General features: G+C 71.6%; 16 protein-coding genes and 1 pseudogene. 12 read left to right on the top strand and 5 right to left on the bottom strand.

Annotated features, from left to right (window positions below; all coding sequences use genetic code 11):
• Nucleotides 1-182: 182 nt before the first annotated feature.
• The 5 genes and pseudogenes from ACOJUJ_RS14765 to ACOJUJ_RS14745 all read right to left on the bottom strand — a co-directional run.
• On the bottom strand, nucleotides 183-566 hold the full coding sequence (locus tag ACOJUJ_RS14765) for an imm11 family protein (protein WP_420127657.1): 384 nt from the start codon (nucleotides 564-566) through the stop codon (nucleotides 183-185).
• A 181-nt stretch (nucleotides 567-747) separates the two neighbouring features.
• Entirely contained in the window at nucleotides 748-1566 is an 819-nt protein-coding gene (locus ACOJUJ_RS14760) for an AHH domain-containing protein (protein ID WP_420127656.1), read from the bottom strand.
• Nucleotides 1563-2006 carry a hypothetical protein gene (locus tag ACOJUJ_RS14755; RefSeq protein ID WP_420127655.1) on the bottom strand — a complete coding sequence of 148 codons (444 nt, stop codon included), beginning with the start codon at nucleotides 2004-2006 and terminating at the stop codon, nucleotides 1563-1565. Before ACOJUJ_RS14755 ends, ACOJUJ_RS14760 begins: the two co-directional genes overlap by 4 nt.
• Nucleotides 2003-2563, bottom strand: coding sequence for a DUF4123 domain-containing protein (locus ACOJUJ_RS14750; protein WP_420127654.1), 561 nt, complete (start codon nucleotides 2561-2563; stop codon nucleotides 2003-2005). Before ACOJUJ_RS14750 ends, ACOJUJ_RS14755 begins: the two co-directional genes overlap by 4 nt.
• Nucleotides 2564-2661: 98 nt before the next feature.
• Nucleotides 2662-2919: pseudogene (locus tag ACOJUJ_RS14745) on the bottom strand (PAAR domain-containing protein); the annotation flags it as partial.
• A gap of 530 nt (nucleotides 2920-3449) precedes the next feature.
• Between ACOJUJ_RS14745 and ACOJUJ_RS14740 the strand changes: the two are divergent.
• The 12 genes from ACOJUJ_RS14740 to ACOJUJ_RS14685 all read left to right on the top strand — a co-directional run bounded on the left by ACOJUJ_RS14740 (nucleotide 3450) and on the right by ACOJUJ_RS14685 (nucleotide 18672).
• Nucleotides 3450-4607, top strand: a complete 1158-nt coding sequence (locus ACOJUJ_RS14740; RefSeq protein ID WP_420127653.1) for a hypothetical protein — start codon at nucleotides 3450-3452, stop codon at nucleotides 4605-4607.
• Nucleotides 4604-5953, top strand: coding sequence for a VWA domain-containing protein (locus tag ACOJUJ_RS14735; protein WP_420127652.1), 1350 nt, complete (start codon nucleotides 4604-4606; stop codon nucleotides 5951-5953). The genes ACOJUJ_RS14740 and ACOJUJ_RS14735 overlap by 4 nt, the downstream gene beginning before the upstream one ends.
• A 78-nt stretch (nucleotides 5954-6031) precedes the next feature.
• The gene (locus tag ACOJUJ_RS14730) at nucleotides 6032-6511 is read left to right on the top strand and encodes a hypothetical protein (protein WP_420127651.1); all 480 of its coding nucleotides are present in this window, start codon (nucleotides 6032-6034) and stop codon (nucleotides 6509-6511) included.
• Nucleotides 6508-7881 (top strand): hypothetical protein, encoded by a 1374-nt coding sequence (locus ACOJUJ_RS14725; protein ID WP_420127650.1) that lies wholly within the window; start codon nucleotides 6508-6510, stop codon nucleotides 7879-7881. Before ACOJUJ_RS14730 ends, ACOJUJ_RS14725 begins: the two co-directional genes overlap by 4 nt.
• Nucleotides 7878-8174 carry a hypothetical protein gene (locus ACOJUJ_RS14720; protein ID WP_420127649.1) on the top strand — a complete coding sequence of 99 codons (297 nt, stop codon included), beginning with the start codon at nucleotides 7878-7880 and terminating at the stop codon, nucleotides 8172-8174. Before ACOJUJ_RS14725 ends, ACOJUJ_RS14720 begins: the two co-directional genes overlap by 4 nt.
• A gap of 72 nt (nucleotides 8175-8246) precedes the next feature.
• Nucleotides 8247-8732, top strand: a complete 486-nt coding sequence (locus tag ACOJUJ_RS14715) for a hypothetical protein (protein WP_331123812.1) — start codon at nucleotides 8247-8249, stop codon at nucleotides 8730-8732.
• 58 nt (nucleotides 8733-8790) lie between these two features.
• Nucleotides 8791-9144: a hypothetical protein gene (locus ACOJUJ_RS14710; protein WP_420127648.1), complete on the top strand. Its 354-nt coding sequence runs from the start codon at nucleotides 8791-8793 to the stop codon at nucleotides 9142-9144.
• A 550-nt stretch (nucleotides 9145-9694) separates the two neighbouring features.
• Nucleotides 9695-11557 carry a type VI secretion system Vgr family protein gene (locus tag ACOJUJ_RS14705; RefSeq protein WP_420127647.1) on the top strand — a complete coding sequence of 621 codons (1863 nt, stop codon included), beginning with the start codon at nucleotides 9695-9697 and terminating at the stop codon, nucleotides 11555-11557.
• A gap of 3 nt (nucleotides 11558-11560) precedes the next feature.
• Complete coding sequence (locus tag ACOJUJ_RS14700; protein WP_420127646.1) at nucleotides 11561-13276, top strand: hypothetical protein; 1716 nt, start codon at nucleotides 11561-11563, stop codon at nucleotides 13274-13276.
• Nucleotides 13277-13284: 8 nt separating this feature from the next.
• Nucleotides 13285-14226, top strand: coding sequence for a type VI secretion system baseplate subunit TssG (locus tag ACOJUJ_RS14695; protein WP_420127645.1), 942 nt, complete (start codon nucleotides 13285-13287; stop codon nucleotides 14224-14226).
• The gene (gene tssK / locus ACOJUJ_RS14690) at nucleotides 14223-15872 is read left to right on the top strand and encodes a type VI secretion system baseplate subunit TssK (RefSeq protein WP_420127644.1); all 1650 of its coding nucleotides are present in this window, start codon (nucleotides 14223-14225) and stop codon (nucleotides 15870-15872) included. The genes ACOJUJ_RS14695 and tssK overlap by 4 nt, the downstream gene beginning before the upstream one ends.
• Nucleotides 15873-15888: 16 nt before the next feature.
• Nucleotides 15889-18672 (top strand): ATP-dependent Clp protease ATP-binding subunit, encoded by a 2784-nt coding sequence (locus tag ACOJUJ_RS14685; RefSeq protein WP_420127643.1) that lies wholly within the window; start codon nucleotides 15889-15891, stop codon nucleotides 18670-18672.
• Nucleotides 18673-18676: the final 4 nt, after the last annotated feature.

The following is an 18676-nucleotide window of genomic DNA, read 5'->3' as shown; positions in this document are numbered from 1 at the left end:
CGCTTACGCTCCACGTGAGGCAGGAGTGGCTTCACCACGTCCCACTGCGCGTCTGTTATGTCGGTTTGGTAGGCTCGTCTGTCCATGAGCCCACAATATAGGTAGAGCTAGTTCACTTTGTACAATTCTTAAACACACTCTTAGAACTTGCGGGTTTCAGGTGAAGCCGTTTTTAGGACGGATCAAACTCGAGTGAGTTCCACTCCTGTGGCGCCCTTGAGAATATTGCGTGCAGCGTGCGAAATGATGATAGGAACTGGCCATTCCTGAATACGGAAAAGATGGTGGTTTCCGACCCGCTCCGCCACGATTTTCAGTGTCACAACCATCCGCACTTCGCCGATACGATCCGGATGTCCATCTGCCTCAGTCCAGTATGTTAGTTCCGAGTGCTCGGTATCGAGGCAGGATACACTTGGCAGGACATTTACAATGTCGAACGGGTCGGGGAGATCATCGACTTGTACAGGGATGCGCTGGAAATCGTCCGGTGCAAGCTCCTGCAGGCGGTCTACGTACTGGCGGGCTAATACGGGCATGTCGAAGTCCGCAAGAGTAAAATCCATGCGGACCCCGGGCTCTCGAAGCGGGATACGAAGAGGTTCCAAGGCGACGGGTTGCGAGTAGGTAAACAATCTTGGGTCAACTTTCCTCCCATCGGACGTACTCGGCGAAGCTAAAAACCAGCGGTCGCTGAATCCCATGTCGTCGCGAAGGCGGTAGAAGGCAGACACTGGCTTCCGTTCGTTACTTACGTGTAAGAAGGCGGTTGAGTAAGCTGCCCGGCGTGGCCGCCTCTCGTCCGATGGCCTGTAATTCTTCTGTAAGAGCTTGCCGGTACGCTAGTCCGTCTTTTCCCCGCACGGCATTCGTGAGCCGGTCATACACAGCGCTGTGATACGCTGCAGGGTGTGGGCCTTTGTGCCCAGGCACGACTACCGTGTTCGCAACGTCGTCCATAGACATGCCTGCACGGTCGAACAAAGGCTTGAATCTAGGTGTCCATGGACCTCCACGAGCCTTGGATACCGTATTCTTGTTCGTTGCGATATGGTGTACCGGTCCCTGACGCCGGTTCTTTGTGGGCTTGAGAGTTCCGCGTTTGGTTGTAAGTGCCGTTTTCGCACGTTTGGCACATGGCACACAGATCGGCCCGCTGGCTGGTTTTTTCGCAGCCTTGCTCACAGCTTTGGAAGCTGCTTTTGAAACGCCCTTCGAGGCCTTTGCTGTTTTCAGTGTCCGGACCTTTGCCGCAAGCGCAGCAATTTTTTTCTGAAGTTTGAGGATCTTCCTTGTAGCCCGCGCGCCTTTGGTGGTTTTGGCGAGCGCATCCCCCGCATACGGAACCATCGATACCAGAGATAAGCCTGCTCCAATCAGGTCCCCGTCCATCAGGCTCATCCCCATAGAAACTGCGTCCAACAGGGGACTTGGATCGACTATGCCGGCTACATCAACCGCAATCTTGGAATACTCCCACGCCAACTCCTTGGTGGCGGCGGCATATTCTTGCTCCGCCTTCAGCAGATCGGCATCGACCGATGGGGGCTTGCGGCCCAGCTTCATCGCTGAATCCTCCGGATGCGCACAACCGGCGCGCCATCCTCCGAATCATCGTCATACAACTCGGGGAACCACGCACGTTCGTCGTAGCGATGCTGTGCGTCGCGCCAATGACGGTCACGGATCCTTTGCAGCAACTCGAACTGTTCGTCGGGTGGCAAGCGATCGTTCATCAGCACGCGACGGATAGCCGGCTGCTCGTCGAAATTCGGGGCGACGGTGAACATCAAAGAGACGAATCCCGTCAGGCTCGATTCCCACGTCAGCCCATGCCTACGGGCGCGCACAAGACCATTCCCCACCATCTCACGCACCAGCGGCTCCGGAAAACCGCCAACCACATCCGCATGCTCCACCGTCACGTGCTGGACAATGCGGTCCAGCAGCCCGGCGTCATGCCGTTCCTGAAACGCCGCAAGCTGCTCGGGCCGGAGATAGATCATCGAGGGCGGGCAAGTCGGATGGAGATACGAGGTGCTGGCAGGGCAGGGGCGGAGTACCCGGCTAAGCGAGGCGATCCATCTGGAATCAGTAAGGCTTGGAGCCTTGGAAAGAATTCCCCGAGTTGTTGTTCGTCGGCCGTCTCCAGGAACGTCGGCAGCACGCGGGGATCGTAGAAGCGGAAGTACCACTGCTCGCCGTCGGGGGCTTGGACGAGGAGGAAGCGGCGGAAGTGGCGGCGCACGGCCTCGATGTCGCCGTCCGCGACGGCAAAGATGCCCCAGGGCTGGGTCCAGAGGTCGGCGGCGATCCAGTCTAGCACGTCTCCATCCACCGCGAACAGGTAGGGCGCAAAGGCCCAGTACTGCTCGTCCGCGGTTCCCCGGTACAGCGACACGGCCTGCGTTTCCCCCAGTTCCCGTGCTTTCTCCGGCACCGCGGGCGTGTCGCAGGCGTCGATCACGGCGTACAGCCGACCGGCGGCCGCGAGCTCGCGCAGCTCTTCCAGCGATGCGGTGCGCGTCTGCAGCAGCGGGTTGAGGGTCGCGGGCGCGCTCACGTCGCCAGGTCGCACTTGGCCCTGGTGAACGGGGCGCCGGCGGCGCGCGCCGCGCTCATCGTCAGACCCTGCATGCTGGCCGCACCGCCGCAGATGTCGCCCACCAGCACCGTCGGGCAGCCGGCGACGATCACGCCTCCGTGGGCGGTGGTGTCGCCCAGGCGCGCGGCGGGCTTGCCCTCGATGAACACGCCCATCGACCCCATGGCGATCACATCCGGCGGACCCACGCAGGTGGCCATGTCGCCCACGCGCGCGGCGGGGATGCCGCCAATGGTCACCGTCACGGCGCACGGGGGCAGCACCGGCCCGCCCACGTGCGGCACGGTGCCGTTCACCATGGGACAGGTGTGCATGTCGCCGATACGCGCGGCGGGCTTCACGCGGGACCTCGGGGCAGGGCAGAGGGCATCTGCTGCGGGGTGCGGAGAGAAATGCTTCTCGAAAAGCGGGATGCTCCGCGTCCGGTCCGCCCGTCAGGCTGCTCCGGGGCGGCGGGACGAAAGATCGCCGTGGCGACGGATGCCGGCCGTTTCGAGGGCGGGGCGGGGCGCGTGGGGTACCCCGAAAACAGAATCCTTGACGCGAACGGGCCGGTGCTTCACTATATGGTAGCAACGCACGACGCGTCCGAAAAGGGTCTTGTGAAGAGCCCTGCCGGCGCGGCCTCGCGCACCCGACCCGACTCTCGCTCTCGCCGCTCCCCGGGCAACAGAGTGGTCGGGCCGGCGCGGAAAACATCATCGCGGTTCCTTACCCAATCTTCTGTTAGATCCGAACGGATCCGGTTCCGGACCCGCAGCCCCTTCATCGTTCGCCAGGAACTGGCCCACGCGGCATTCCTGGCTCGTGATTGTCTCCTTCGTTCATCGCCGGTCGTTGTAGAATGCCAGCTTTCGCGGTTGAATACCTGACGGCCGAGGGTCCCCGGCGGGCCCAGTTCACGCTCGATCCCGAGCGCGAGCTGGGCCCGCAGGTGCGCCAGGTCCTGGAAGAGCTGCGGCAGCACGGCGTGGTGATCGCCGGGGGTCCCGACGACGAGCTGACGGTTCTCTGGAACGGCCGCGAGCTGGACACGGCCCGCACGCCCGCCGCGCTGGGCGTGACGCCGCAGCGGGCGCTGGAGATCCGCATGCGGCCGCGCCTCAGCCTCGCCGCCACCACGGTCCCTCCCGCCACACCCGTCCGCATCCGCCGGTTCACCCGCGGCGCCTACGCCGCCATCCTGACCGGGATGGCCGGTGGGCTGCTGGGGTGGGGCGCATCCGCCTGGGTGCGCGACCTGGGCCCCGTGCTTTCCACCTACGCCCGGCTGGACATCCTGATCGCCACCGTGCTCGGCGCGGCGGTCGGCGCCACCACGCTGGGCGGCGCGGCGCTGCGGCGGCAGGAGCGCGTTTTTCCCGCGGCCGTGCTGGGCGTGCTGCTGGGCGTGCTGGGCGGCGGCGGCGGCGCGGTGCTGGGGCTCGCCGTATCCGGGCTGCTCGCGGACGGAGAAGGCGGCTTCCGTGCGGGACGCATCGCCGCGTGGACCGTCCTGGGCGTGGTCCTGGCGGCGGCGGTGGCGCTCGGCGGCGCGCGGCGCACCGCGCGCGGGGTGGCGGAGGCGGCGGCGTGGGGGGCGCTGGGGGGAATCGCCGGCGGCGTGGCCTACTCTTTCTCCGGCCCGGGCGACTTCTGGCAGGCGCTCGCCTTCGCCCTGGTGGGCGCGGCGGCGGGCGGGGGAGCGAGCTGGCCGGCGGTGCGGCGCGCGGCGGGGGTGATCGAGACGGAGACCGTGGCCGGGCGCGAGCCGGGGCTGCTGGGGCACCGCGAGTGGGCGCTGGCGGACGGAGCGCGCGTCCACGTGCGCGGCACGGGGCCGGGACGGACGGACGCCGTGGTCGCCCTGGCCGACGGGCGCTGCTGGATCGGCCCGGTGATCCAGGGCGAGGCGGTGGTCGTTGCGGGGCGCTCGCTGGCGGAGCCGGCCGAGCTGCGCGATGGAGACCGCATCGACCTGGGCGCCGCCCGCTTCCGCTTTCGCCGCCTGGCCACCGCATGACCCGCCGCGCCCTCCTCCTGCTGGCCGCCCTGCTGGCCTCTCGCGCCCCCGCCGCCGCGCAGTCCGCCGGGACGGCGACGCTGGTGCGCTGCGGCGCGGACGCACGCTCCGCCTGTCTGCAGGTGCGGACGACGCTGCCGCCGGAGCGGGCGGGGGCGCTGGCGCCGGCGGAAAGCGCGGGCGGCGCCTGGCGGCTGCGCCACGAAGGGGCGGAGCTGCGGGCCCGGCCGGCCGCGGTGCCCCGCGAGGCGGCGCCGCCGCTGCGGCTGCTGGTGCTGGTGGACGTGAGCGGCAGCATGAGCGACGGTGGGCTGCAGACGGCCCGCAGCGCCCTGCGCGGTTTTCTGGCCGAGCTTCCCGCCGGCTCCGTGCGCGCGGCCGTGGTCCCCTTTGCCAGCGCGCGGGTGGCGGAGCGGATCCGCGCCGCCCGCTTCGTCCCCGGGCCGCAGGCCGCGGCGCAGGTGGACGCGCTCCCCGCGCCCGACGGCAACACCGCGCTCTACTCCGCCATGCGCGAGGGGCTGGCCCGCCTGGCCGCGGAGCCCGCGCCGGGCGACAGCGCGTGGAACGCGCTGCTGGTGGTGACGGACGGGCGCAACGACGTGGCGCACAAGGGAGACGACCCCGGGCTGCTGGCGGGGGTGGACGGCCGGCGGCAGGCGGTGGAGGCGGTGCGCGCCAGCGGGGCCTACGCCTGGGTGGTGGGGATCGGCGCGGGGCTGGACGCGGCGGAGCTGCGGGCGCTGGGGCGGCCGCGGGGCGCCTCGTTCATCGTGGCGGAGGACGCGGTGGCGCTGCGGCGCGCGCTGCAGGGGATTCAGGGGTGGATCTTTACCGGACGCGAGTTCCTGCTCCCCGTGGGCGGCTCGGCGCAGGCACGGCTGGCGCCCGGACCGGCCCGCGTGGAGGCGAGCGCGGGAGACGCCGCGGCCGGCGGGGCGTGGGTGCCGCCCGTCTTTGCCCTCCCCGCCTTTCAGGGGCGCTCCGAAGCCCGGGTGGACGGCGTGGGGGGGACGGACCCCTGGCTGCCGCGGCGCGTGGCGGTGCTCGCCTTTTTTGCCGGCGTGCTGCTGATCCTGTGGACCGCCGTTCCCCCGCTGCTGCGCGCCCCGCCGCCGCCCCCGCGCGCCCTGGTTCCCCCCGCGGCGGACGCGGTCCCCGCGGGCGCGGCGGGGACGCGGCGGCGGATCCAGCTGCGCACGGGGGGCGCGGCCATTCCCCTGGCCGGTGCGGCCGCGGTCGCGGCGGTCGCGGCCGACGGGCTGCGCCCCGGCCTTGCCGAGGCGCCGCCGCGGCGCCCCACCGACGTTACGGCCAAGGTCAGCCGTCCCGTGCAGCGGACGTAGCCGGCCGGATTACCTGAGCTCTTTTCATCCCCACCCCCGCGCAACGCGGGTCCACTCAGAGAAGGAGAAGCCCCGGTCATGCCAGTCGTCAAGGTAAAACGCGCGGGCGTACGCCCCGCGCCCCGAGAAGTGCCCACCGACACCACCACGGCTATCCTGCCGATGACGGTGGACCGGGTGGGCCAGGAGGCGCCGGAGACGGAAACGCCCACGCGGGTGAGCAGCGTGGCCGAGGCCTTCGAGGCGTTCAAGCCCAGGCTGGACTTCAAGACGCAGGTGGGCGAAGAGGGGACGGAGTTCGTGGCCGAGCTGGAGTTCAAGGGGCTGGCGGACTTTGACCCCAAGCGCATCCGCACCCGCGAGCCCGGCAAGCGCAACGACCTGGCCGACCTGCAGAGCCGCATCGACCTGCTGCACCGCATGCGCGAGCGGTTTACCGTGCTTCCCGTAAAGCGGGCGTGGGAGAACACCGAGCAGCGCGCCGAGATCATCGCCGCCGTGCACGAGTTCGAGAACCAGCTGCGCCGCATCGCGGACGGCACCGGAGGTGAGGCATGAGCACCACCGACGAGCAGGTCAAGGTGCCGGCGCTGGCCATCAAAAGCGCCCAGGACATCATCGGCCAGCGCACGGCGGGCAAGGCGATCGAGGAGATCTTCAACGTCTTTCACCCCGCGCCGCCGCGCACCGAGCTGGCCGAGATCTTCACCCCCGAGACGGCGCAGCAGTTTCTGGAGCGGGTGGCCCGCTTCTCGGCGCTGCTCTCCGCCGAAGACGGGTACGACCAGGCGTTGGCCAAGCTGGACGCCGCCATCGAGCAGGCCGAGGGGGTGCGCGACCAGGTGCTGGAGGAGATCTACCGGAAGATCCGCCCCATCGAGCGCAGCTACCGGCAGATCCACCTGTTCTTCGAGAACGCCGACCCGCGCGACAACGTGCAGCGGCCGCCGGTGGAGTTCTACGTCTTCAACGCCGACACCGCGGCCATCCGCAACGACGCGGAGAGCACCACCATCATCGCGCTGGACGAGTTCGTCCAGAGCCGCAACGACTCCTTCAACTTCCGGCAGTTCATCTGCAACCTGGTGGTTCCCGGCTACGTGCCCGACAACGTGCGCAAGCGGCTGGAGGACATCGCCAGCCAGTGGGGGATGCTGCTGGTGGGCGACCTGAAGGACGAAAAGAGCTTCCGCCAGCTGAGCGACCAGTTTCGCACGGACGGCGGCGCGTACGAGTTCCTCAAGCGGCCCGAGGACAAGGCGGCGTCGGACGTGGTGCTTGCCGGGTTCGTGAAGCTGCGCGACCGCTACTGGTTCGAGCAGCCGGAAAACGGCGACGCCGACGCCGACCTGTACGGACCGGCGTCGATGCTGTTCGCCGGCGCGCTGGCCCGCACCGACCGCACCACGGGCGGCGGCATTGCCCAGGGGCCGGTGGGGATGATCTTCGGCAAGCTGCGGGGGGTGGAGCGCGCCCGCATCGAGCCGCGCATCAGCCAGATGGAGCACCTGTCCATGGAGCGGCAGATCGTGACGATCATCCGCAACGAGGACAACGACCTGTGCTTTGTGGGCAGCCGCTCGCAGGCCGAAGATCCCAACGGGGTGCTCAAGTTCTTCAGCAGCTACCGGGTGCTTCGCTACCTGGAGCGGCGGATGGCGGTGTACCTGCGGCGGGTGGCGGAGCAGCGGCTTACCCGCGACCTGGTAAAGGAGCAGGTGCGCAACCCCATCGAGGACTTTCTGGAGGGGGAGAAGAAGAAGGGGACGATCTACAGCTACGACCTGAACATCGACATGGACGAGAGCAAGTTTGCCCAGGGCGTCCTGGACATCTCGCTCGAGGTGCTGCCGGTGGGCCCGGCCGAGACCTTCCTGCTCAAGATCGACACCCCGGACTTTCGCCCAAAAACGGACGGGAAGGAGTGAGCGCGCCGGACGGAGGCCCCGGGCGCGCGGGCACGGGAACGCACCAGGACCTGGGCGTGACCGTGCAGCGCGACCTGACGGGCTCCGGCCGGCTGGCGCGGGGCGGCGAAAGCCGGTTCTCGTCGCTGCGCCTGCGCTCCGTGGGCCGCCCGGCCTCGCCGGCAGAGGCGGAGAACGGCGCGGACGCGGCTCCTTCCCTTGCCGCGGCGGAGGTGGCGGAGGAGCCGGAGCCTCCGTCCGCGCCGGCGCCCTCGCCGCTGCGCAGGCTGCTGAGGTGGCTGGGGCTGGGCTGAGGGCCCGGCGGACGTTGCTGGACCGATGGACGTTTTTTCTTTCTACTGCCGACTTTCAACCAGGGGGACACAATGGCCGCGACGTACAAGCGAGTGCAGGTAGAGGTGGGGAGCATCAAGTTCTTTCCCCAGGAGGCGCGCTACTCGGTCACGCGCGACACCAACCAGGTGGGCCGCCGGATCGGCGAGTCCATGCGGGCCCGTGCGTACGTGTGGATGGACGTGCACGACACCTCGCGCCTGTCGCAGGACGACATGATCCAGCTGTGGAAAAAGGCCACGGACGCCAAGGACGAGCCGGAGAAGGTGTCCATCACCTACTACCACGAGGACGGCGACCGGGTGCTGAGCAACGTGGAGTTCATGGGGTGGATCGCGGCGTTCGAGACGTTCAACCCGCAGTCCAACGGCGCCTCGTTTGGCCGCGGCAACTTTGGCAGCGCGCCGGTGACGTCGGAGAACGGGCAGTTCAGCTCCGGCTACAACAACATCCTGTACATGGAGCTGGTGGCGGCGCTGGACGACCCCAACGTGCCCAAGCACAAGCTCACCAAGTGACCGTGCCCGTGGCCCCCGGGCGGCGCCCGGGGGCCGCTTTCCCTTTCAGCGAGCCCACGTGGAATCCCTGGCCCTTCCGCTACGCATCGGCAAGGACGGCCGTGTGGCGCGCACCGACGCGGTGACGGCGCTGCTTTCGGTGATCCGCGCCATGGCGTTCTCGCCGCGCGCCACCTGGGCGCACGCCCCCTGGTTCGGTCTGCAGGAGGTGTTCGAGAGCGCCAACACCGAGCGGGAGGACCAGCACGACATCCAGGACGCGCTCAACCGCGGGCTGGCAGGCCTGGGGGTGACCTGGGCGAGCGTGGGCCCGGTGCGGCTGGTCCGCGGCGAGGCGCCTGGCGTACGGCGCTTCGAGCTTACCCTGGAGCTGGCGGGCGGACAGGCGGTTCACCGCACGCTCAGCGCCTGATCGTTCCGGCTCCGCAAAAGAATGGGGCCTCACACGGAGTCAACGGAGTTAACGGAGTTTTCTCGTGCCGTTTCCGCTGACGTCGTACTGAGTCCGCAAAAAGAATGGGCCTCACACAGAGTTAGCAGAGTTAACAGAGTTTTACGTTCCGGTTCCTCTGCTTTCACGGCGGGGAGTCTGGTGGACGGAGGCGAAGGGCCGGCCGGCGACGCGTTGAGGTGAGGTTTGATGAAGGGGAAGTAGATGAAATGCGGCAGGGGGCCATCCGCGTTTTTTCAAGGGGATGGGGATCGGTGGATGCGCTTCGCGGCGCGCCGGATCCGGTCCATCGCACCACCTGATGCGCGATCTGGAAGACCGTCCGCCCACTTCACTGCTTCGAGGCGGGAGGCGGATCGCACGGAGATCTTCGCGACGCAGGGAAGCCGGCCGTTCGCACCACCTGATGCGCGATCTTGAGAACCATCCACCCACGCCACGATCGAGATGAGCGGCACGGTTCCAGACACTGGTCTTTCTCCGGATCGGGGATGAAAGGGGCGGCCGAGCCATGCGCGTGACCGTCACCGTGCAGGTGGGGGGACTGATCCTCAAGTCCAGCGAGGTGGAGCACCTGGAGGTGCAGCAGGAGGTGGGGAGCCACCACGTCTGCTTCCTGGACTTCTATCGCGACAGCAAGCTTCTCACCGTGTCGCTGGATGGGCTGCTGGGCCAGCCGCTGACCGTTACCCTGGCGGGGGACGACGGAATCGCGTTCACCGCGTTCCAGGGCGAGGTGGCGGCCGGGTCCCAGAGCCACCTGCGGGAGTCCTCCCGCTTTTCGCTGGAGGCGGTCTCGCTCTCCGCGCGGATGCAGGCGCACCGTGCCACCGCCTACTATCCCCAGCACACCCTGGCCGACGTGGTTTCGGCTGTGGGCGCCACGCTGGTGGGCTCCGCCGCCGGCGGGCCGCTGGACTACGTGCAGCACGGCGAGTCGGACTTCGACTTCCTGGTGCGCGTGGCCGACGACCACGGCTGCCTGGTGCGCCCCACGGCCGAGGGAGTGGAGGTGCGCACGGGGTTCAACGACGCCGGGTGGGAACTGGTCTGGGAAACCAACCTGCTCGCGCTGACCTCGCACTGCCGGCCGGTGAACGCCGGCTTCAAGGGCGCGGCGTACCAGGTGGCGGACAAAAAGGACCACCGCTTTCACGGCGTGCGCAAGGACCCGCCGATGACGGGAGGGGCGGGGGCCCTGGTGAGCGCCGCGCGGCGGCTGTCGCGCGAGGTGGCGGGCGGGGGCGACCCCAACGTGGACGAGACCGCCTCGCGGACGCCGCGGCTGGGGGACTTTCGTGAAGCCCTCGAGCGCGAAAGCCAGCGGGCGCTGGGCGGTGCGGTGCTGGTGGAGGGCGCCAGCATCCACCTGGGGCTGACCGCGGGCGACACGGTGCGCATCTCCGACGGCCAGCAGTTCAAGGTGCCCATGGTGGGCGCCTTTGGGCTGGTGCGGGTGACGCACCGCTTTGACGGGCAGAACTACGGGAACGAGTTCACCGCCACCCCCTGGTCCGGCTACACCGCCGCCCGCCGTCCCCCGCGCCGCACGGTGGAGGGGCTGGTGACGGCGGAGGTGACGGACAACCGGGATCCCGGGAAGATGGGCCGCGTGCGCCTGCGCTACCGCTGGCAGGACGCCGGCAAGCAGACGCACTGGGTGCGGGTGGCCGCGCCGCACGCGGGGAACGGGCGGGGCCAGCTGTTCGCGCCGGAGGTGGGTGACGAGGTGCTGGTGGCGTTCGAGCACGGCGACCCGGAACGCCCGTACGTGCTGGGATCGCTGTGGAACGGCAAGGACGTGGGGCCGCACGCCGACGAGCACCCGGACGTAAAGCGCATCATCACCCGCAGCGGCAACGCCATCCAGATGATCGACACCGGCGGCAAGGAGACGATCGAGATCTTCTCCGCCAGGGGGCAGTGCCTGGTGCAGCTGACCAACGACGCCGGCGGCACGCCCACGCTCACGCTGCACTCGGAGGGCGACCTGTCCATCGAGGCAAAGGGGGAGATCCGCCTGTCGTGCAACACGCTGGTGGAGAAGGTGAAGGAAGACGCCGCGCGCGAGGTGGGGGGCGACGCCACGCTCAAGGTGACCGGGGCGCTGGTGGAGTCGGCCGGGACCAGCGTGGGGATCGCCGCGGGAACCAACGCCATCCTTTCCGCCGGCGCCAACCTGGACGCCGTGGGCGGCGCCATCACCAAGGTGGTGGGGAGCATGGTGCACATCAACCCGCCCGGCGGCGGCGCCCGCGCACCCCGCGCCGTCATCCCCAAGACCAAGGGGTCGGTCTGGAAGGCGCAGCCGGTGCCGCAGCCGGGACCGGGGACCAGCACGGCGGACACGCCCACGCCCCGCCGGAAAGGCTGAGCCGTGAGCGAGACCATGCACCGCGCCCTGGCCAGCAGCACCCGCACCGCGGGTGAGATCGCCGCGGAGCTGCGCCGCGACTTTGCCCTGGCCATGGAGGCGCAGCACGGCACCCAGCCGCTGCCGGACCCCGTGCTGGCGACGCTTTTCCACGCCCTCGCCGTCCAGGTGTCGCGCGTCTACGAAGAGGCGGAACGCGTCTTTCCCGTGACCGTGCTGGACGACCTGGTGTCCGGGCTGGCCATGGAGCCGCGGCTGGCCTCGCCCGCGCAGGCGGTGGTGCGCTTCGCGGGGATGGACCAGCGCGAAACGGTCTCGGCCGAGACGCAGCTGTGGGGGTTCACGCGCACGGGAAGCCAGGTGGGCTTCGCGCCGGACGAGCCGATCGACGTGTCCCCCACCACGCTGGCCTTCGCCGCCGTCTACGAGGCCGGCCGGCTGCACGCCATCCCCGGCGCGCGTCTTCCCGGTGGGGGCGTGATCCCGCCGGGAAGCGTGCCGCTGGCGCTGGAGGGCGCCGCGCCCACGCTGTGGATGGCGTTCGACGCGGACGAGGGGCACCTGGGCGGCCTGGGCGTGTTCCTGGACGCGGAGGGCGCGGCCGCCGAGGCGCTGGCCCGCTCCCCCTGGCAGCTGCTGGGGCCGGAGGGAACGGTGCGGGAAGAGGGGATGCTGCGGCCGGTCCCCGGACGGGGCGGCGTGCGCCGGCTGGCCTGGTTCCACGAGGCGGTGCCCGCGGGCGCGGCGGAGGGCGCCGCCGCGGTGGTGCCGCTGGCCGATGGCCCGTACGGCGCCCGCGTCTGGATCTTTCCCCCCGTTCCCGCCGACCGCCGGTCCCGCTGCGGCGTCCCGCTCGCTCTGCGCGCCGCCGCGCCGCTCCTGCTGCCCGAGGGGGCGCCGCACGCGCTGGACCGGGCGCTGGCCTGGGTGCAGGTGCCGCTCCCCGCGGGGACGCGCGGCGTGCCGGACGCGCTGCACCGGGTAGAGCCGCACTGCGTGACCGCCAGCAACGTGGAGGTGGCCAGCGAGCAGGTAGCCTTCGACCGCATGGGCACAGCCGTGCGGCTGTGCCCCGAGGGGAGCCGCGACCGCCACGTAATGGGGGTGCTGAGCGTCACCGGCCAGCGGGGCGCGCGCTACGCGGAAGAGTCGGCGGTGGAGGGCGCGCCCTCGTCGGGGCGCTGGCGCTACCGCGAGGGGCACCTGGAGCTGCGCCCCGCGCGCCACGCCACCGGGCTGGGCGACGACTACGCCATGGTGCGGCTGCTGTACTGCGACGGCGAGCGGGCCAACGGGATGGAGATCGGCGCGGTCTGCCGGGTGGACGCGGAACTGGCCAACGTGACGCTGCAGGTGGCCAACCTCACCGTTTCGCGCGGCGGCGCGGCCCCGCCGGCGTACGCCCCCGCGCGGGTGCGCTTCGCCGAGTTGCTGCGCACGCGCGAGCGGGTGGTGACGGCGGCGGACGTGGAAGCGGCGGCCCGCGCCTTCGACGTCCGCATCGCCCGGGTGGAGGTGGAGGGGCGGGCGGAGTCGGGGCCGCAGGGCGTGCTCCGCACGGAGGCGGTGACGGCGTGGGTGCGTCCGGCCGACTTCGCGGACCCGGAGGGCGAGCTGCCCCGGCTGCGCGCCGCCCTGGAGGCGCACCTGCAGGGCCGCTCCGCGCTGGGCCACGTGGTGCGCGTGGCGGTGCGGCCGCTGGCGGGAGGCGCGCGGTGAGACGGACCATGCCGGACCTGTGCACGCCGCGCCGGGGCTTTCGGCACGACCTGGACAGCGCCGTGACCACGCTGCGCCGGCTGGGGGTGGAGGCGGACCGGGTGGTGGTGCGCGCAGCCGGCCCCGGATGGGCCCGGGGGACGGTGCTGCGGCAGACGCCGGAGCCGGGGGCGGAGCTTTCCCCCCGGACGCGGGTGACGCTGGCCGTGGCGGGCGCCGGCGGGGTGGACCTGCTCCCCTATCCCCTGCGTGACGCGGGGGACGAAGGGTTCGGCGTGGACGGGGTGATGGCGCTGTTCGACAACCCGCTGGAAAAGCTGGCGCTGCACGTGCGCGGCGCCGGCGGCTTTCTGGCGCTGCACCCGGACGACGACGCCGTCACCCTGCGCTGGATCGAGGAGATCTTTGGCCTGTCGCCGGCGCCGTTTCCCCGCGAGTGCTGGTACCCGCTGGCGCGGCTGCTCCCCGCGCTGCACCGGGTGGCGGGGACGGAAGCCGCGGTGCGGCTGGCGCTGGGGATGGTGCTGGGCCTTCCCGTGGCGGGGGTGCGCACGGTGCCCGGGATCGTACCCCTGCCGCCGGAGGGGCGCACGCGGCTGGGACAGGCGGCCTCGCGGCTGGGGATCGACACCGTGGCGGGTGACGGCGTGGCGGCGCCGTGCGTGCTGGAGGTGACGCTGGGGCCGCTTACGCTGGCCCAGTGGCGCGAGCACCGCGGCGAGGCGCGCCGCGCCCAGCGCGACGCGCTGTACCGGCTGACGGTCCCCGCCGCGCTGCACCGCGAGGTGCGCGAGGCGTGGGCCGTGGGCGACCCCGCCGCCGGCGCCCGCCCGGGCGACCCCGGGCATCCGACCCTCCTGGGCGTGAACGCGCGCCTGGGCGCCGCCCCCGCCGCCGCTCCGCGCGGTGCGGTTCCCGAGATCGACATCCCCGAAAGGAGTGCCGCGTGACCCCTCGTCCCCCCGCCCCCCGGTCCGTCAACTGGACCACGGGGATGCTGCTGACGCCCGACCACTTTCGCATCCAGGACGCCTACGCCGACGCGCTGGTGGGGTGGGTGCTGCGCTACTGCGTCCCCGGGACGGGGCTGGTGGGCGGCGGCGTGCGCCTGGGCGACACCGAGCGCGGCCTGGCCGGGCACGATCCCCGGCTGCAGGTGACGGACGATGGGGAGACGGTGCGGGTGGCGGTGCTGGAGGCGCGGGGAATCACCCCCGCCGGCGAGTTCGTGGAGGTGGGCGGGGGCGACGCGGCGCGCGGCGAGTTCCGCAAGGCGGACCTGGCCGGGTTGACCGACGTCCTCGTCTACCTGGTGCGCGGGGCGGAGAAGGAGGAAGACCCCGCCAGCATCGGCGCCGACGCGGCCAACCCCACGCAGGCGGCGCTGCGCCGGGCCAGCTACCGGGTGGCGCTGGGTGCGGACGGCGACGCGGCGGCGCACGCGCTGGCCGTGGGGCGGCTGCGGCGCGCCTCGGAAACGCTGGCGTTCGAGCCGGACGCCCGCTTCATCCCTCCCTGCGCCACGGTGCTGGCCCACAGCGAGCTGTACGCGGGGTGGGCGGGGCTGCACAACGAGGTGGTGCAGCTGGCCGGCCGCTACGCCGAGCTGCACCGCTCCATCGCCTGGTACGCGGAGCAGGTGGCGCAGCGCGGCGTGGACGCCCACGACGACCGCGAGGTGCTGGCGTTCGTGGAGCGGGTGGTGCTGGCGCTGGACGGGTGCGCGTACGAGACGCTGGACCCCGCCATCCCCCCCGACCAGCTGTTTCGCGAGGTAGAGCGCGCGGGGCGCCGCATCGCCGTGGCGCTGGACCTGTCCGCCGCCACCCGTCACTTCTTTCAGACGCTCTCCGGCGCCGACGCCAGCTACGCGGTGCTGCTGGAGGAGGAGCGGCAGGCGCTGGCCCGCGGGCGCGAGCGGCGCACGCGCGAGGAGCTGCGCCCGGCGCTGGAGCGCGCGGGCGAAACGCTCACCCGGCTGCGGCGGCTGTGCGACGCGCTGGAGGGCAAGTACCTGGACTTCCGGGTGAACCGCGCGCTCGACACGCTCAAGTTCCTGCTGGACCGCGGCGGCGAGCAGTTCTACATCGCCGTGGCCACCCCCGGCCCCCCGCAGCGCGACGGCGACCTGCTGACCTTCGTCTTCAGCCACATGAGCCTTACGGGGCGTCACGAGTACCGGGTGGTGCTGCTGGGCGACCCGCACGGCATCAGCGAGTGGCAGGTGGGCGAGGAGCTGCGCGTGGACCTGCGGGTGAACGCGGCGGCCGGCCCCTCCAGCCCCATCTCGCGCAGGGTGCAGTGCGAGATCCCCGGGCAGCGCAACTTCGCCGTCAACTTCGACACGCCGCCGGAGGTGGCCACCGTCAGCGGCCTGCAGGTGACGGTGCAGCCGGGCTACCGGGTGCGCGCGGCCGTGCTCTACCAGCGCCGGCTGGGGCTGGCCTCCGACGCGACTCCTTCGGCCCCGCCGCCGGTCTCCGGCTCCGTGGCCGCGGCCGAGCCGTTCCCCGCGTCCGCGCCGGCGTCCGCCGCTCCGCCGCTTTCATCCACGCCCGAGTCGCGCACGCCGCGCATCCGGCTGCGCAAGCCCTGAATCGCGGGACCCCATCATGGACCTCAATCGCCTCGCCCTGGACCTGTCCGCCGCGCTGGAGCAGGCGCGCGCCCACGCCACCCGCCGCGGCGCCGGCTACATCCAGCCCCGGCACCTGCTGACGGCCCTGCTGGAGCCCGGCGGTGCGCTGGCGCAGCTGGCCCCCGCGCTGGGGCTGGACGCCCACACGGCCCTGGGAGCGGTAGAGGCCGCGGGGGACGACGGCGCCGCGCGGCTGGAGCCCGGCCGCCAGCCGATCGCCGGGCGCGCGCTGCGGGACCTGCTGGACCGCGCCTTTGCCCGGGCGGACCGGCGCGGGGCTCACACCGTGGGCGTGCTGGAGGTGGCGCTGGCGGCGGCGGAGCCCGCGCAGGGCGAGCTGCCGCGCGCCCTGCGCGACGCCGGCTGGTCGCCGGAGCGCCTGGCCGCCGCACTGGACTCGCCGGAGGTCATGCAGCCGGCCGCGGAGCAGGCCGCTCCGTCGGCCGGGAGCGTGCTCGCCCGCTTTGCCCGCGACCTGACCGTGGACGCCCGCGAGGGGCGGCTGCCGCCGGTGCTGGGGCGCGACGCCGAGACGCGCCACGTCATCCAGACGCTGCTGCGCAAGTCCAAGAACAACCCCGTGCTCGTCGGCGACCCGGGGACGGGAAAGACGGCGGTGGTGGAGGGACTGGCACTGCGGATGGCGGCCGGCGACGTCCCCGCCTCGCTGCGCGGCTGCCGGCTGCTGGCGCTGGACCTTACGGCGCTGGTGGCGGGAGCCAAGTACCGCGGCGAGTTCGAGGAGCGCATCAAGGCCGTGGTGGACGAGGTGAAGGCGCAGAAGGACGTGGTCCTCTTTCTGGACGAGCTGCACACGCTGGTCGGCGCCGGTGGGAACGCGGGGGGGATGGACGCGGCCAACATCCTCAAGCCGGCGCTGGCCCGGGGCGAGCTGCGCTGCATCGGCGCCACCACGCACGACGAGTATCGCGAGACGATCGAAAAGGACGGCGCGCTGGCCCGCCGCTTTGAAAAGGTGACGGTGGACGAGCCGGACGACGAGACGGTGCTGCAGATGCTGCACGGCGCGCGCGGCCACTACGAGCGCCACCACGGCGTCACCGTGAGCGACGGGGCGCTGGACACGGTGGTGCGGCTGGCCCGCCGCCACCTGCGCGACCGCTTTTTCCCCGACAAGGCGTTCGATGTGCTGGACGAGTCCGCCGCCCGCCTGCGCATGCAGCTGGAGTCGCGCCCCGAGGCGCTGGACACGGCGGAGCGCGAGCTGGCGCGGGCGGAGTCGCGGCTGGCGTCCGCGGGCGACGACGCGGACCGCCCGGCGCTGCAGGCCGGCGCCGAGCGGCTGCGGGGGGAGCGCGACGCGCTGGAGGCCCGCTGGCGCGAGCAGCAGGAGGTGGCCGCCGGGCTGGGCGCCACCCACGCGGCCCTCGCGGAAAAGGAGGCGGAGTTGGCCGCCGCCGAGGGGCGCGGCGACACGGCGGCCGCGGCGGAGCTTCGCTACGGTACGATCAAGTACCTGCGCGAGCAGCTGGCGGACCTCCAGCGCCGCGCGGAGGCGCTGGCCGCCTCCGGCGTGCCGCTGGGTCGCGAGGTGGGCCCCGGCGACGTGGCCGAGGTGGTGGCGCGCCGCGCCGGGGTACCCCTGTCGCGGATGATGGAGAGCGAGCGAGAGCGGCTGCTGCTGCTGGAAGAGCGGCTGCGCGCACGCGTGCACGGCCAGGACGCCGCCGTGGACGCGCTGGCGGACGCGGCGCGGCGCATGCGGGTGGACCTGCGGGCGCGCCGCAAGCCGGCCTCGTTCCTCTTCGTCGGACCGACGGGGGTGGGAAAGACGGAGCTGGCCAAGGCGCTGGCCGAGGCGCTGTTCGATGACGAAACTGCGCTGGTGCGCATCGACATGGCCGAGTACAAGGAGGCGCACTCCGTTTCCGGCCTCATCGGCTCGCGGCCGGGACTGGTGGGCTCGGAGCAGGGCGGATTCCTGACGGAGCAGGTGCGCCGCAGCCCGCACTCCATCGTCCTGTTCGACGAGATCGAAAAGGCGCACCCCGAGGTGATCGACATCCTGCTGGGCGTGCTGGACGAGGGGCGGCTGACGGACGCGCGCGGCCGCTTCTGCGACTTTACGGGCACGCTCATCATCCTCACTTCCAACCTGGGCGTGCGCGAGGCCATGGCGGGGAGCGACGACCCGGCGGAGCGCAAGGAGATCATCCTCAAGGTGGTGCAGGCGTCGCTGCGCCCGGAGCTCTTCAACCGCCTGGGCGACGTGATCGCCTTCGACGCGCTGGAGCCCGAGGTGCTGCAGCGCATCGTCCGCACGCACCTGAGCGGGGCCGGGGCGCGGCTGCGCGACGAGTACGGCGCCACGCTGGAGGCGGATCCCGAAGCGGTCGCGCTGCTGGCGGAGCTGGCGTACGACCCCGCCTACGGCGCGCGCCCGGTGGACCGCACGGTGGAGCGGATGGTGGTCAGCGACCTGTCGCGGCTGGTGATCGGCGGGGACGTGGCGCCGGGCTCGCTGGTGCGCGTGGTGCGCGACGGCGACGGCGTGGCGCTGCTGGCCGGGACGCGGCAGGAGGTGGAGGAGGAAGAGCGGCGGATGGCGGAGGAAGCCGCCCTGGCCGCCACCGAAGCCGCGGAGGCGGAGCGGATCGCGGCGGAGGCGGCCGAGACGCAGCGGATCGCGGCGGCGGCTTCGGTCTCGGAAGCGTCGGCCGCATCCGAGGACGGCGTAACGGGGGACGATGCGGACGCGCGGACGCACGCGGAAGCCGCCGCGCCGGCGGGGGTGTGACGAT

The organism is Longimicrobium sp. (assembly GCF_048594345.1).
In the GTDB taxonomy this organism is placed as follows: domain Bacteria; phylum Gemmatimonadota; class Gemmatimonadetes; order Longimicrobiales; family Longimicrobiaceae; genus Longimicrobium.
Note: the sequence above shows the minus strand (reverse complement) of the source record. Positions and strands in the feature narration are given on the sequence as shown.